At 33.4% G+C, this 15,128-nt stretch carries 17 protein-coding genes; 15 read left to right on the top strand and 2 right to left on the bottom strand.

Annotated elements, in window-relative coordinates; translation table 11 throughout:
• Positions 1 to 270 precede the first annotated feature (270 nt).
• From AC1DS7_RS26915 to AC1DS7_RS26875, 9 genes are all read left to right on the top strand, one after another.
• Positions 271 to 1,494, top strand: coding sequence for a PucR family transcriptional regulator (locus AC1DS7_RS26915; RefSeq protein ID WP_063226247.1), 1,224 nt, complete (start codon positions 271 to 273; stop codon positions 1,492 to 1,494).
• A gap of 129 nt (positions 1,495 to 1,623) precedes the next feature.
• Positions 1,624 to 2,757, top strand: coding sequence for an alanine dehydrogenase (gene ald, locus AC1DS7_RS26910; protein ID WP_002130473.1), 1,134 nt, complete (start codon positions 1,624 to 1,626; stop codon positions 2,755 to 2,757).
• 730 nt (positions 2,758 to 3,487) lie between these two features.
• Positions 3,488 to 4,300: a peptidoglycan-N-acetylglucosamine deacetylase gene (locus tag AC1DS7_RS26905; RefSeq protein ID WP_002144074.1), complete on the top strand. Its 813-nt coding sequence runs from the start codon at positions 3,488 to 3,490 to the stop codon at positions 4,298 to 4,300.
• Positions 4,301 to 4,317: 17 nt separating this feature from the next.
• Positions 4,318 to 4,983, top strand: a complete 666-nt coding sequence (locus AC1DS7_RS26900) for a YkyA family protein (protein ID WP_476999315.1) — start codon at positions 4,318 to 4,320, stop codon at positions 4,981 to 4,983.
• 43 nt (positions 4,984 to 5,026) lie between these two features.
• A complete protein-coding gene (locus tag AC1DS7_RS26895; RefSeq protein ID WP_350457257.1) occupies positions 5,027 to 5,272 on the top strand; it encodes a hypothetical protein in 246 nt (81 codons plus the stop codon).
• A 56-nt stretch (positions 5,273 to 5,328) separates the two neighbouring features.
• Complete coding sequence (locus tag AC1DS7_RS26890; protein ID WP_116746618.1) at positions 5,329 to 5,613, top strand: sensor histidine kinase; 285 nt, start codon at positions 5,329 to 5,331, stop codon at positions 5,611 to 5,613.
• A 46-nt stretch (positions 5,614 to 5,659) separates the two neighbouring features.
• The gene (locus AC1DS7_RS26885; protein WP_476999314.1) at positions 5,660 to 6,100 is read left to right on the top strand and encodes a hypothetical protein; all 441 of its coding nucleotides are present in this window, start codon (positions 5,660 to 5,662) and stop codon (positions 6,098 to 6,100) included.
• Between the two features lie 324 nt (positions 6,101 to 6,424).
• A complete protein-coding gene (locus AC1DS7_RS26880; RefSeq protein ID WP_002114966.1) occupies positions 6,425 to 6,565 on the top strand; it encodes a YrzO family protein in 141 nt (46 codons plus the stop codon).
• Between the two features lie 513 nt (positions 6,566 to 7,078).
• On the top strand, positions 7,079 to 7,756 hold the full coding sequence (locus AC1DS7_RS26875) for a response regulator transcription factor (protein WP_012259864.1): 678 nt from the start codon (positions 7,079 to 7,081) through the stop codon (positions 7,754 to 7,756).
• 313 nt (positions 7,757 to 8,069) lie between these two features.
• On the opposite strand, the gene AC1DS7_RS26870 is transcribed toward AC1DS7_RS26875, so the two are convergent.
• Complete coding sequence (locus AC1DS7_RS26870; RefSeq protein ID WP_476999313.1) at positions 8,070 to 9,269, bottom strand: hypothetical protein; 1,200 nt, start codon at positions 9,267 to 9,269, stop codon at positions 8,070 to 8,072.
• 595 nt (positions 9,270 to 9,864) lie between these two features.
• Between AC1DS7_RS26870 and AC1DS7_RS26865 the strand changes: the two genes are divergently transcribed.
• From AC1DS7_RS26865 to AC1DS7_RS26850, 4 genes are all read left to right on the top strand, one after another.
• The gene (locus AC1DS7_RS26865) at positions 9,865 to 12,081 is read left to right on the top strand and encodes an N-acetylmuramoyl-L-alanine amidase family protein (protein WP_476999312.1); all 2,217 of its coding nucleotides are present in this window, start codon (positions 9,865 to 9,867) and stop codon (positions 12,079 to 12,081) included.
• 214 nt (positions 12,082 to 12,295) lie between these two features.
• Positions 12,296 to 12,607 carry a heavy metal-binding domain-containing protein gene (locus AC1DS7_RS26860; RefSeq protein WP_000637487.1) on the top strand — a complete coding sequence of 104 codons (312 nt, stop codon included), beginning with the start codon at positions 12,296 to 12,298 and terminating at the stop codon, positions 12,605 to 12,607.
• 350 nt (positions 12,608 to 12,957) lie between these two features.
• A complete protein-coding gene (locus AC1DS7_RS26855; RefSeq protein WP_476999311.1) occupies positions 12,958 to 13,503 on the top strand; it encodes a TetR/AcrR family transcriptional regulator in 546 nt (181 codons plus the stop codon).
• A 116-nt stretch (positions 13,504 to 13,619) separates the two neighbouring features.
• Positions 13,620 to 13,856: a tautomerase family protein gene (locus tag AC1DS7_RS26850; protein ID WP_002144081.1), complete on the top strand. Its 237-nt coding sequence runs from the start codon at positions 13,620 to 13,622 to the stop codon at positions 13,854 to 13,856.
• A gap of 122 nt (positions 13,857 to 13,978) precedes the next feature.
• Here AC1DS7_RS26850 and AC1DS7_RS26845 read toward each other — a convergent pair whose 3' ends face one another.
• Positions 13,979 to 14,554, bottom strand: coding sequence for a recombinase family protein (locus AC1DS7_RS26845; RefSeq protein ID WP_080019811.1), 576 nt, complete (start codon positions 14,552 to 14,554; stop codon positions 13,979 to 13,981).
• On the opposite strand from AC1DS7_RS26845, the gene AC1DS7_RS26840 reads away from it, so the two are divergent.
• Together AC1DS7_RS26840 and AC1DS7_RS26835 are read left to right on the top strand one after the other, a co-directional pair.
• The gene (locus AC1DS7_RS26840; protein WP_002144084.1) at positions 14,448 to 14,675 is read left to right on the top strand and encodes a hypothetical protein; all 228 of its coding nucleotides are present in this window, start codon (positions 14,448 to 14,450) and stop codon (positions 14,673 to 14,675) included. The two genes, AC1DS7_RS26845 and AC1DS7_RS26840, sit on opposite strands and share 107 nt — an antisense overlap.
• 39 nt (positions 14,676 to 14,714) lie before the next feature.
• Positions 14,715 to 15,038 carry a hypothetical protein gene (locus AC1DS7_RS26835; RefSeq protein ID WP_002144086.1) on the top strand — a complete coding sequence of 108 codons (324 nt, stop codon included), beginning with the start codon at positions 14,715 to 14,717 and terminating at the stop codon, positions 15,036 to 15,038.
• Positions 15,039 to 15,128: the final 90 nt, after the last annotated feature.

Raw genomic sequence — 15,128 nt, 5'->3', positions numbered from 1 at the left:
GGACTGCCCTTCTTGTCGTACACACCATGATAGGGATATTAACGCAAGTATTAATCTAAAGAATGAAGCGATAAGGCTTCTAACCACAAGGACTGTGGAGCTAGCCTAATCAATTAGAGTTCGTTAGAACTCTTTACTTAGGAATCCCTCACTTCTAAACGAAGTGAAAGTGGGGGTAGTTCAACATTTTGTTAATTTATACGAGGGATAATTTTCTTACAGTGAGTACGAAAATTTATATTAACTTAGGATGGAGGCACCTTGACATATATGAAAAATGATTCTTTTAGAGTTACCTTCGATAGTTTGGATGAATTTGCTGATATAGTTAGTGAGATTTTGCAATGTCCGATTACTATTGAGGATGTAAATCATCGTCTTCTCGCATATAGTACCCATGATGAAAGGACAGACCCAGCGAGAATTGGTACTATTATGGGGCGTCGCGTACCTGAAAAAGTAATCAATAACCTGTGGAAAGAAGGAATTATTCCCGATTTATTAAAAAATCGGAAGCCTATTCGTGTAAAAAAAAGAGATGATATTGGTCTCGGCGATAGAGTCGCGATATCTATTTGGAACAAAGAAGACGTTTTAGGATTCATTTGGGCTTTAGAAATTGAAAAATCTTTAACTGAACAAGATTGTCTCTTGCTAAAAAAATACGCGGAGGTCGTAAAAAGTAAGCTGTTGCAACTTCAAGCCCGAAAAAACCAAAAAGAAGAGCGATCACAAGAGTTTTTTTGGAAACTGCTAACTAATCATATGCAGGTAAACACAGAAATTATGGAAAATTTCTACCTGCTCCAAATAACTCCAGCATCCTTATTTACTGTCTCTGTATTCCGTTTTGAGCAAGGAATTACGAATGAAAAAGAAAAACAAATTTCTTATTTGTTAAAAACAAGTCAACACTTGAAAGTTTTACTTTATACAATTGATCGTAATCAATTGATTCTTCTTACTTCATTGGATAATGTGAAGCGCCCTTTTCATGAAATCAACAATTTCATCGAAATGTTTGTACACAATATGGAAAAGCGATATGGCATCAAATCTATCAAGCCGGCATTTAGCAGCGTATATAGTGATTACCAAAAAATCAGTAAAGCTTACAAAGAAACGCTAACGGTTTTATCCATAAAAGAAAAATTCCCTTCTGACACAACTAATATTCACAGCTACCAAAACTTAGGGATTTATCAATTGATCGATCTTCTACTTGAGCAAAGAAAAGATGAAGAGTATGAAAATCAGGCGTTGCAAAAGCTAGATGAATATGACCATAAGCATAATTGCAATCTTATTGAAACGTTGGAAGTCTACTTAAATAAAGATAGCAATGTTGGCGAGGTAGCCAAGGCATTGAATATTCATGCTAATACACTTAGCTATAGACTTAAGCGTATTTATGAAATTAGTGAGATTGATTTAAAAGATCCAAATCAAAAAATGATTCTGTACTTGGATCTCAAGCTGAAAAAATTTATGTAACAGCATCCTTTTGTGGAATTCCACAAAAGGATGCTGTTTTTTTGTTTTTTCTCAACAATGAAAAGACATTTTCAATACTCTATACTTAAAATATGGTAGCTCAAAGATTAAGTAATGGGAGGGAATTTTATGATTATTGGTGTACCAAAGGAAATAAAAAATAATGAAAATCGTGTCGCACTTACACCTGCAGGAGTTATTCCATTTGTGACAGCTGGCCATAAGGTATTAGTTGAAACAAATGCAGGTGTTGGTAGTGGCTTTAGAAATGTAGACTATGTATATGCTGGTGCTGAAATTGTTGAAAGTGCTGCAGAAGTATGGAATCAGTCAGAAATGATTATGAAAGTAAAAGAGCCTCTCGAAAGTGAATATATTCACTTTCGTCCAAATTTAATTTTATTCACATACTTACATTTAGCTGCCGAATCTAATTTAGCTCAGGCCCTTAAAGATAAAAGAGTTACCGCCATCGCATATGAAACAGTAGAAGTAAACCATACCCGCCCTCTTCTTACACCAATGAGTGAGGTAGCTGGACGCATGTCTGTACAAATAGGAGCACAATTTCTACAAAAGTCAAACGGTGGTCAAGGTATTCTTCTTGCAGGAGTACCTGGTGTGAATCGTGGTAAAATTGCCATCATCGGGGGAGGTATCGTCGGTACAAACGCTGCGAAAATGGCCATTGGCCTTGGCGCCGACGTAACAATCATTGATTTAAATGCAGATCGTCTACGACAACTAGATGACATTTTCGGTACTCAAATCAAGACATTGATGTCTAATCCGTTCAACATCGCGGAGGCAGTAAAACAAGCAGATCTTTTAATTAGTGCCGTATTGATTCCTGGTGCTAAAGCTCCTAAGCTTGTCACCGAAGAAATGGTACAAAGAATGAAGCCTGGCTCTGTAATCGTGGATGTAGCGATTGACCAAGGTGGAGCTGTGGAAACATGTGACCATGTAACAACACATGATAATCCGACATTTGAAAAATATGAAGTGCTTCACTATTCCGTTGCGAACATGCCAGGAGCAGTTCCTAGAACATCCACTATCGCTTTAACAAATGTAACAATTCCTTATGCACTACAAATTGCTAACAAGGGTGTACAAACAGCAATATTTGAAAACGATGCTTTAAAACTTGGAGTAAACACGTTGAACGGTGAAATTACATGTGAAGTGGTTGCAAAGGAACTTGGCTACAAGTATGTTTCCATAGAAGAAGCATTTGCAAAAAGAATTGTAAGTAATTAAAGTTTTTGGATAAAACTCTAATTAAGGATAAAATTTGTGTGTTTTTTCATATATTAAAGCGATGGACAAAGAAATAAGAATGTTATCGTATATTATTGGCTAACATTTTATTAGATAACATCTATTGTAATTATTTATAACTTGGGAAACATATAAAGGAATAAACAGACGTTATGACAGTTGTTAACATAGGGTTGAAATTATAAAGAGTTTCATATAAATAGAGACAGACAATAGGATTGTGACTCGTTTTGGATAAAGCGATGAAACTATGAAATGCAGGCATTACTCGCTCAAAGCAATTAGACCTATAGCTGCATATTTTAAGAAGCTATGGATGAAGAAATTGCACTACCATATTCTTTCAAGAAGATTGGATGAACTGTTTATCCAGTCTTCTTGAATTACCAAAAAACTTCAATTAAAAACCTAACTGGAATCGATATCACATCTGTTAAAAGAAACATATTATTAGTTTTAATACAAAAGATGTGACAAACAGCACTCATTATAAGAGATCCAGAAATTAAAAAAGAGCAGTTGACATTTGTGAACCAGCTAATTTATCAAATTAATAGTTACTCGTCAAGAACAGAAGTTAAATGGGCTATTGTGAAGAATGGGTACATTGGAATCTTCCCAATATTTGTTGTTGGGGGTTGTAATAAAATAAACGAAAATTTTATAAAAATATTAATATATAAAGATTTGAGAGGGAAGGACTTCTATCATGAGAAATATCACCAATATAAAGCGCATTGTAATTACAATTGTTGCAATTGCAATTGGTTACTTTATGTTTCAAACTATTACTTCATCAGCTACAGCTGTAGCTAAGCAAGAAAACCCAGTGCAGCTAGTAAGCGCTCAACCCGAAACTGAAATAAAGAAAGCAGTACCAGTTCGCCTTAATGGTCAAGAGAGAAAAGTGGCTTATCTTACTTTTGATGACGGTCCAGGAAAGTATACGGCACAGTTACTAGACATATTAAAGGAGAATGATGCAAAAGCAACATTTTTTCTAATTGGTCAAAATGTAAAATCTTATCCTGAATTAGTAAAACGAGAAGAAGCGGAAGGGCATTATGTTGGAATGCATAGTATGACGCACGATTATAAGAAACTGTATACTCAAGCTGGCTATGTAGATGAAATGAAAGAGGATCAAAGTTTAATTGCTAGTATTCTTGGACATGCACCAAAACTAACACGTCCACCATATGGTTCAATGCCAGGATTACATGAAGAACTTCGTAATAAAGCTGTAGAAGATGGTCTTAGAGTATGGGATTGGACAATTGATTCATTAGATTGGGAATATAATAGTGTACCAATTGATACTGCGAAAGCGAAAATTGTTCAAAATGTACTGGCTGGTGCGACGGATCCAAAAGAAGTTATTTTGATGCATGACATTCATCCGCAGTCCGTTGCTGCAGTACCTGCTATTATTAAGGGTTTAAAAGAAAAAGGGTATGAATTTGAAGCATATCATGAAGATGATCATTTCCCATTGAACTTTATGCATGATAAACGTATGTAACATAGGAGGAATTGACATTGACTTATAGAAAAGTGGCGTTAATTGGAATTTTATCGATTGGATTTCTTGGAGGATGTTTGGGATCACAGCCCGAGGAAGAGTTATATGTTGCTTTTGAAAACGCAGCAAATCAAGAAAAAACTTTATTTGAAAATGTAAACAAATTAGAGCAGTTAGAAACAAAAGGACAGGAATTGTACGATCAAATTGTACAGGAAGGAAAAGAGCATAACGAGGCAGTAATACCAAAAATAGAACAGGCTGTTACAAATGTAGATGAACGTGAAAAAGTGTTGAAAAGTGAAAAAGATGTACTAGAAAAAGCCAAAAAAGAAACAACATCGGTTCATAGTTATATAGATAAAATCGAGGACGAAAAATTACAAAAGCAAGCGAAAAAAGTAGGAGAAGTTTACAAAAATCGTTATGAAGTTTTTCAAAAAATGGATAAAATCTGCAAAGAATCATTAATAACTGAAAAAGAACTTTATGAAAAGTTAAAAGATAAAGAAATAAATCTAAAAGAGATTAGTGAGAAAGTTAAAGCTGTCAATACATTGAATAAAGAAACACTAAAAGAAAAAGCAAAGTTCAATCAATATACTAAAGATTATAATGAAGGAAAACTAAGATTCTATAAAKACGCGAAGATTAAAATTAAAGAGCAAAAGCAAGAATATTAATTATCAGCTTTAGTATCTTAAAAGGCTCTGGTGCAAATATATAATGAAGAACAAGAATAACTATAGATTCCTAATGGAATCACCTTTATGCTATAAGATCAAATACAAGATAAATGAAACGAATCGTCTCATTCATCTTGTAGAAGAGTTGTTAGACTTTTTAAGATTAGAGTTAAATCATCTTCATTTATATAGAGAAAAGGTGCCATTACATCATATACTTCACGAAACAATTTGGCAGTTAAAACCAAAGGCAGGAAAAAATAGATTGAAATCATTACTAGTTTAGAAGAAATAGACGTCCTTGGTGATAAAAATAGATTAAAACAAATTTTTTAAAATGTCATTGAAAATGCTATTAAGTATTCACATAAAGATGGAAAAGTTTTTGTCAATTTAACACAAAAAGAAGGACAAGCTGTTATCAATACAAAAGACCAAGGGGTTGGAATTGGAAAAGAATATTTACCATTTGTTAATCAGCCCTTTTATCAAATTAATACTCACTCTTCAGGAGCCGGGATTGGAATAGCCATTGTGAAGGAGATTGTTGAACTACATGACGGCACGGTAAGTATTGTAAGTAAAGAAGAGATGGGAACAGTGATTTTGATAAATATTCCATTTTAGCAACATGAACACACTCATATATAACAATGATGACGGGGTGAATAAAATGAAACAAGCAAAATTAAATATAACGTTATCCCTCATACAATTATTTACTTTAGTAATCAACCTATGTATGTGTTCCTCAACCATGCAATTTTTACCTTGGTTTGTTAAAGGTGCTGTTAGATGTTATGAAATCTTTCTTACTGCTCCTTTATTATTAATTACTGGCACCGTTATGACATACCATAATACAAGAAAAAGGCATTCTATCCTACCAATAAGACAATGCATTTCTTTTATTACCATTATTTTTTTTGTATCCACCTTCTTATTACCTTCCACTGACGAAATTGTTATAACATCCCTTATATTTAATTTTGGAATGGTTGTCATTACGATTGTATTTTTGTTAAAAGATATTGCCCAACTTAATAAGAATAGAAAATATAGGATCAAAAAAAAACGTATTAGAAGACACAGTTTTGGTGAAAGGATGAAATAACTTTTAGAGGATGAATACACGATTAAATCGAATAATTCAAATTTGGTTATAATGTAAATCCAAATCACTAGGAATTTTCGATTGTGACGGTATGGTAATGGTTACTGTAAGTGATACAACTGTATGTGTTTAAATAATTTATTTTTCGGAGGTTTAGCAAGATGGAGCAAACAAACATAAATATAAAATTATCTTCAAGTATTTCTTTTAATACTTAACTTATTTATATTGTCAGCGTAAAGAAGAAAATAAGAATAAACAGGTCTTACAAGAGGAACAGTTACGCCAAGCTGTCTAATAGACAATGCATGTGGAGGATTTTATATGTTAGAAAGTTTATTGTTTTTCTTTGCCATTGGAATTGCATGTGAACTTGCAGCGATTAATCGAAATGGTCGTAAGAAGATAAAACAACAAGCTGAAATGATACAGCTTTTAAAAGAATTACATGAAAGAAAAATATAATGAAAAGACGATCGGGCATTGAAGTGACCCAAAAAAGTTAGACACGTTAATTCATTCATAAGTGGACTTGTCATCATTTCAGATGAAACAAATCCACTTATGAATGAATTTTTGTTAGAGAGTCAAGATTTGAATGGTGATGGAATAATTGAGTTTTCCACTTCTGTTCGTCCGAAAGGATAGGAAGAATATCCAAATGCTGAATTTCGGCCTTCAGAAGAGAGATATGTAAATATAGAGCAAGGATATTTTATTACAATTCCTAAAGAGTTAGTTGGGAAAATTACAATTCAAGAGGGTTCCAAGAGTACTCAGTATCTTCTTTATACCGATACAGATGAGAAGTGGCTTGAAGTTCACACCTTTGATGGAAAGGTAAAAAATTATGAAGCACAGTCAAAATAAATTTACATGTATATGCAGTGCCAAAACAATGTACATACCAAAAGCCCGAATTTTATATTAAACCTATAACTGAATATCATCATGAGTAGAGGAGAGGAGAAGCGATGTATGACAACTATTTTAGTAGTAGAAGAAGGAATAACGATTCGTAATTTTATTGTATTAATTATGAATCGTGCTGGTTTCAATGCGTTAGCAGCAGATACAGGAGAAACAGCTCTCGAACTTTTAGGTAAACATAATGTTGATATTATATTAATTGATGTGATGTTACCTGGAATAGATGGTTTTCAGGTATGTAAAAGTATACGAGAAAACAATAAAAATATCGGTATTATTATGTTATCGGCACGTGTTCAAGATAGGGATAAGGTACAAGGGTTAACAATTGGAGCAGATGATTATATTGAAAAACCATTTAGTTCAATTGAATTAACAGCACGTGTACAAGCATTACTAAGAAGGGTAAAAGGAAACAAAGAGAATATGGAATCGATTCATTCGGAACCATTTCGATTAAATCTTCAGCAAGAAAGATTATATAAGGAGGGAGTGGTAATTGATTTAACCCCAACAGAGTATATTATTTTACGGTGCTTAATGGAAAATCAGGGCAAGCCAATTTCACGTGATGAGCTTTTAAATGAAATATGGGGTGTGAATTATGTAGTTAAAACCAAAGTAATAGGTGTAAATATAAGGCGCTTACGTCAAAAGATAGAACCTAATCCCTCTGGACCTCAGTTTCTCCGAACAGTATGGGGAAAAGGATATGTGTGGAGATGAAGCGTAAGATTAGCTTGTATTTTACATGAAGTAGTTTTTGGATGTTTTTGCCCATCCCCTCAAAAAGGGGTTCAGCCGAGATATATACGTTATCTTAACCAAGAAAATTAAAATATAAATTTAAAAGGGCCCTTACGTTGAATACATATGCTCAACGTAAGGGCGAATTATTTTTGGTTTGAAATAAAGATTGATTAAAAATAACTTAGGGATCTGTGTAGCCGATTTCCTTAACGTACAGAAAATTGGCTTGTTGGTTCGTTACTCGTTAAAAATGTTTGTAAAGCTTCTAGAGGTTATATCAACTTGCATTTTATTTGCTAGAATACCATTTAGCTAACCACTCATTCCATTTTTCTTTTTGAATAGTAATGGGAAATATAGTGTTTTTATCAGGGTTGTCAGTCAGACATACGGATGTATCATTAACAGATAAATATTGTCCGTGGTTATTTTTTAAAGAGAAGCTTTCAAATCCATAATTAACAAGTGTCCATACTTGTCCATAAGCGCGAAATCCTGTAACGCCCACCTCACCATTTGCAGATGTAAGATAGGTTGAATTTGCTTCTATGTACACCTTGTTAGATCCTTTTTTAATTGGAATAATTGTAAATATGCTCCTATCTTCTGGGATCCAATTAGATGAAGCAGAAATATTCATACTATCCTCCCATGTTCGCAAGACGTTATCCCTGTTTCTAATTTTCATAGAAATAGAAGAACATTCTTCATTTTTATATTGTGTAACGACGGCGAGTTTATGTCTCTTTATCTCAGCAAGTTCATCAGAGGTATAACTAAAAATTTCAGATGGTTTTACTGGATTCGAAGTTATCGTTGCCAGTTTTCGCTTTTCTTCCGGTAGTGCATGAAAAAGTTTCTCTAGGTCAAAAGAAGCACTACCTGGTTTTATATTTGGAAACTCCTTCCTAATATATTTTAGAGCTAAAGGACCATTCATTTGACCACTATTGTCACTTTTCAAGTAATATGTTTGCCAATTCATAAGCGCAATACCGGTATTCCCTTCATCTAATTGTTTTTGTGTAATATACAAAATATCATGTTCATATAGATCCGAGGCATCAGGATTTAAGTCCACTATGATACCTGCTTGCTTAATCAGAAGTTGTTGACCATGTTTTATCGTTTTATATTCAACTTTCCCATCTTTATAGAAAAGTTTAATTCTCTTAGAAAAGTTTTGGTTTTTATAATAATCATACGCACTAATACCAAATTCTCCTTTGTTAAAAGTAGGAGCTTTGTAAGCACGGTTTTCATTGTTAGCTAGATAATCATTTTTAGCACTTTGTTCTGATAAAGAAATAACAAAAGGCTCTTTTAAAAACGAATCATAGGTATCACCAAATGTTGTAACAATCGTTGCGAACGTATCAACGTCTGCTTTTGCTTTATGTTTTGTAAATGGGTTCAAGCTGAATACAATCCCCATCGCTATTCCTACAGGGGGGATTTTTTTTATACATCTCTTTATCTTTCCCTTCATGGATGTGCTCCTTACTTTCTAATTTATACTGTTTCCAACATATTTAAATTAATATCGGTAAGTTTATTTTAATTTAAATAACTTTCAAATTTCTTTCGTAAATGTTACAAAACCCTTTCATTGCTTCTCATACAAACACTTCAGGACTCTTGTAAGTAATTTCTTAAACTTGGAAATACCGATAGAAATAAAATGATTGAAGCATAAGTAAACCACCGATATATCTTATTAAATTAAAAATTGAGACCCAAGAAACAAGAAAGGTTGGCATTTTGCTAGCCTTTCTTGTTTACTACTTCATTCATTTTTCAAATGAAAAGTTTGTTTTGGGGATACTTAAAAATCTTCGGTTAATGAACATGGGGCCAAGCTGAAAAAATATAGAATATCGTAAAATTTAGAATTTTATACGATATTAATGAAAGACTTTTGTAACATTTATGAAAGAAATTTGAAAGGTATTTAAACTAAGATGAAATTATAAATATTGATATTATATTTATAAATGAACATACAACAGTCTATATATGTTTATTTTTTACAGTGTTACATGTAAGCAATCTAGGCTAAATCTTACTTAGAGAGGACAACAAAAATGAAGAAAAAATTTAAAACAATTGGAATTGGAAAGAAAGTAATTCCTACTGCAGCGGCATTAGGTATTCTTTTTTCAGTAGCTCCTATTGCAGAAAATAAGGCTAGTGCAGGGATAGGTACGGTAATAGATATATCTATTACTGTATTAGGGGCTGTAGCAAACACTTATGAAGCACTTGGAATAAACCCAGAGAATCCAGACCCTGGCACTCACATTGATGTATATGCAGAAAACGAAACTTACCAGGCTCCTAGTTTTACATCTGGGGAATTTAATATTTCCATGTATCATACACAAGGTGATGTGAATTTTCTTAAACCAGTTAAAGTACGCTATCCAAATGGAAGAATTGAAATTCATCAACTAAAATCTGGGCAGCAGCTTAAAATTACTGAAGCAGGTGCAATTATAGATCTAAACCCTAATGGAGCAAATGTCTCAGAACACGATCTTCTTTACATTACACAAGCACAATTAGACGAAGGAAAGACCGGAGTTGTGATAAATCAAGGCCAACATGCATTTGTAGAAAAAGCATCTGGTAAAAACCCAAGATTTCTTGGTCCACTTTACAAAAAATATTCCGGCGACTCCTTTGGCGATTGGACGGTGATTGCTAGAAATTCGGATTACCTATATGGTCAGATAGAAAATAAATTATCAGATAAGCAAAAACAATTGATAACATTGACTTCAAAGCCAGTATCTAAAGATGTCCTTGACAACTATGTTAATAATGACCCTAAAGCTCGTGCAGATTTTTATGATCGATTATCTGATGTATTGGCGGAGCGTACTAACGTCCTAGAGACATCTATTGCACTACCATGGAATGCACTAAATCACGGTAAATCTTATCAAATTATTCCCTATAAAAAAGGGACGAATAAGGTGATCGTAAAAACAGGTTCAAAATACCTTTCAGGAAAAGAAGGAAACGAACTTCAATATTCTGATTCGCTTGGTGATGATGAAGTGTTTGAACTTGTTCAGATAGAAAATTCTTCCGATGGTAAATTTCAGTTCCGTTTGAAAAATAAGAATGGAGTAAGTTTGACTGATAATCGAAATATTCAAACGTTTAATACTGAATGGATTTTAAACTCTGAAATGCGTTTCACTGCAAAAAGCAACAATGAAATTCACAATTGGTTAATAGAGTGGTATCCGGGTAAAGAAAATGAGAGACAGAAGTATGACGGAGTAAAGCTTGTAGCTGATGAAAAAGATTCTACTAAATGGAATGCAAAAGATTCTTCTGGAAATGTAATAAAGAACAGTTGGGTAAATCGAGGTACTGGTTATGCCTTTGCAGATGCTGAAGGAGTCCTTTTGACAGGCTGGCAAGAAATTAAAGGGAAGACTTATTATTTTACACCGCCTTATGGCCAAATGGTTTCGGGAGGTGGAACTGATTCATGGATCGACAATAAGCCCTACCATTTTAATGATGACGGTGTTTTGCAACGCTCAGCATGGAGGGATAATCTTTACTATTCTGATGCCTCTGGAGCGTTTGTTAAAGAAGGCTTGAAAGATATAGATGGTAAAATTTATTACTTCCAAAACTTCGAGCCAAATAAAAAAGAACTACGTCTTGAAGATCAAGATGCCATCCTTCACTTTTCCGACAAAGGTGTGCTTGAAAGAGTTTCTAAACTAAATGGAGAAGCTATAAACAGCAGGATTAATGTTCAGCTTGACAACAAAATATTAGCATTTAATCAAGACGGTTCGATTTTGAAAACAGGAATCAACAAAAATGCGAATACAATAGCATATTATAGTTTAGAGGATGGGCCTTCCTATACCGGTTGGAAAATGATAGACGGTAAAAGATACTATTTCACAAATGGCTTCAATGATATGTTCAATGATTATAAAAACATTGACGGAAAAAAATATTATTTTCATGAAGACGGATCAGTTAACCGCGCAGGATTTGAAAAAATAGATGGTAAACTATACCATTTTGACAATAACGGCGTAGCACAAACGGGCTGGCAAACTATCGATAATAAATATTATTACTTCGATGAGAATGGAGCAGCTAAAACAGGATGGTTCCAAGTTGGTGGTGGATATAGACCTTGGCCTCTTGCATACGGATACCTTTGGTATTGTGCTAGAGAAGATGGTTCACTTTATTCAGACGATTGGTTTAAAATCGACGGTAAAGATTATCACTTTGACCAGTGGGGACATAAAATGTAAAGTAATAACATAAAAATAACAAGGGAATGCTTGTATGCTGATATGTGCTGCATTCCCTTGTTGTATGTATGCTATATTTAGCTCGACACGACAAAAAAACGTTGTACGTTAAGGRGAAATTTTACATACAAAAAAAGACGATTCAAGTATAAATGAATAATAAGATTATAAGAAACGAAAATAAATTTTTAGAGATTATAGGAGTGTGTCAGCAATGATCGTAACAACAACTAATACTATTCAGGGTAAAGAAATTATTGAGTATGTGGACATCGTAAACGGTGAAGCAATTATGGGTGCAAATATCGTACGCGACATCTTCGCTTCTGTTCGTGATGTTGTAGGTGGCCGTTCTGGTGCTTATGAAAGTAAATTAAAAGAAGCTCGTGACATTGCGATGGAAGAAATGAAACAACTTGCAACGCAAAAAGGAGCAAATGCAATTGTTGGTATCGATGTAGACTACGAAGTGGTTCGTGACGGAATGTTAATGGTTGCGGTAAGCGGTACGGCTGTACGTGTGTAAATAGATAGAAAAGTAGCACCTCATTAGTGAACTGCACCTCTAATTGTTAGACATAACTAACAATTAGAGGTGCAGTTTTTTATGGCCAAATATTCTTTGAAAACAAAATTAGATGCATAGATAGATGTTAATTTAAAGTAAAGTCGCGACGTTTTGAAAAAAGTTAAATACTAGAACATTTAGTTTTTATCTTAAATGATATAATTTACTTAATCTATTAAAAATCACTTCAATTTGTAGCTTTTAATAAAGTTTGATAAAAAGTTAGAATTTTTGTGTAAACCCTTAATTAACAAGGGTTTATCCTCTATTTCTAATCAAACCTTATTAAAAAAAATAGATATTTATATATGAATACAAACAAAGTCGAAAAAACAAAAGCCTATATAATTAAAAAAACATCACCCATATTTAATAAGAAGGGGTATTACGGAACATCTTTATCGGACATAACCAATGCGACGAAGCTTACAAAAGGTAGTATATACGGTAATTTTAAAGATAAAGATGATGTTGCGGTGAACTGCTTTTTATTCAATGTCAACAATATAACAGACGAGATTTATAACAACATGCAAGGAGCTAAAAATTCATTAGAGAAACTGTTGGTTTTTCCGAAAATTTATAGAAAGATTTTTAAAGATATTATTGCTAATGGTGGTTGTCCGATTGCAAATACTCTTATAGAATCTGATGATACACATCCTATATTGTTAAAGCTCGCATTAGATACATTGTATCGTTTGGAAAATTTCTTGGTTTCTATAATCGAAGAAGGACTATTGTATGGGGAATTTATTGAAACCACAGAATCACATAAAACAGTACAAACTATTATAACTTTATGTGAAGGTGGAATGATTTTAACAAAATCAACAAAAAAGAGAGCTATTTAATAAATGCAATTGAAACAATTGAAGAAATTATATACTCTCTGAAAAAGTAACTTTTTTATAAATAAAATATACCGAAAGGTATATTTTATTTATAAAAACTTAGGAGGATATTTAGAATGCCAATCGCAACTATTAAAACATTCAAAGGTGCGTTATCAAAAGAACAAAAAGTTGAACTTCATAAAAGGTTTGCTGACTTAATGGTTGAAATTGAAGGTAAGGGAAATGAAGAGTTTAGAAAATTTGTTATTTTAGCTATAGAGGAGGAAGAACCGATTAATATGGGCATTGGAGGTGTTGGGGGAACAGATGATATTGTAAAAAGAATAACTGGAATTAAAGAACAAAGTTGAATTTTCATATCTTTTTTAGCTACATAAAACGGAGTAGTTCAACTTACGGGTGCTAGGGGTACGGAAACGATTCTGGGTATTAGGGGCCACTCAGGGATTTAATTACAAATTAAAAAACAACTTTATTCAAGTTCTTTTAATCTACGATACAGGGCGGCCTGACTCACACCTGTAATTTGACATATTTCTTTCACTGTTTTAGTGGTGTGCTCCCGTAATTCAATCGCATGATTCATACCTGGGTGTTTATCCGTGTATTTCTTCAATCTTCCTCTATACACTCCTTTTTGTTTCGCTAACTTTATTCCCGCACGTTGCTTTTCTTTAATCATTTCTCGATCAAGTTCACTAAAGGCAGCCATGACAGTTAAAAAGAATTTTCCTGTTGGAGTTCTAGTATCTATTCCTAAATTTAAAATCGCAAAGTGAACATCCTTTTCCCGAAGTTGTTCTACTAACTGTAATAGCTGAATGGTATTTCGACCTATACGATCCATTCTAGTTACGACCAAAGTATCCCCAGTAGTTTTAGAAAGAATGGCTCCAGATACCCTTGGAATAAGAGCGGAGCTTAATTCAAGAGCTAAGGAAATGGCTGCTAAAAAGGGATATAAACTAGGTTCTGCGGAATATAACGAGCTATTTTCTAAAATTGACCCTCGTGGTATGACACCTAATGTAGTTGAAGATATTATCAAAACGGGTTCTCGTGCTCCAGCTGATACGCCTGGCACATGGAAATATAGTAGAGCAGATGGTTATGTTATACTTAATGATAACGGGGACGTTATTACCGCTGTTCCCGCAAAGAAAAAATAATAAAAATTTTTTTACGGTGCAGAAGGTTGGTTATAAACCTTGGATATTAAATATGATGAATACGAACTATTAGAGCTATTCGAGAGTGAACCAGAAGACTTTTTGATTGAAGGTGCAGGTGTGTATCTTTATCGTAAAATGGATCACTTAGGATTTAAATTAATAACGATTATGTCAGTTTATGAGAATACAATTAAATTAAGTCTTTCTTATAATGAAGGATGTGTATTTGACGTTAATATGGAATTTGTAGAACGAGTCTATACTCGCAATGATATACTCCATATCCAGTGCTCTGAAGAGAAAAAAGCAATTGAAGTAAGATTCAAACCACATTTTGCAATTAATATTAGAGAATTCTAATCAAAAAATCGTAGGAATTATCATTTCCTACGATTTTTATTATTGAATACTTTTCCAGAGTGACCCCTCATACCTCGAATCGTTTCCGTA

The organism is Bacillus sp. P4_E1 (assembly GCF_056401715.1).
Note: the sequence above shows the minus strand (reverse complement) of the source record. Positions and strands in the feature narration are given on the sequence as shown.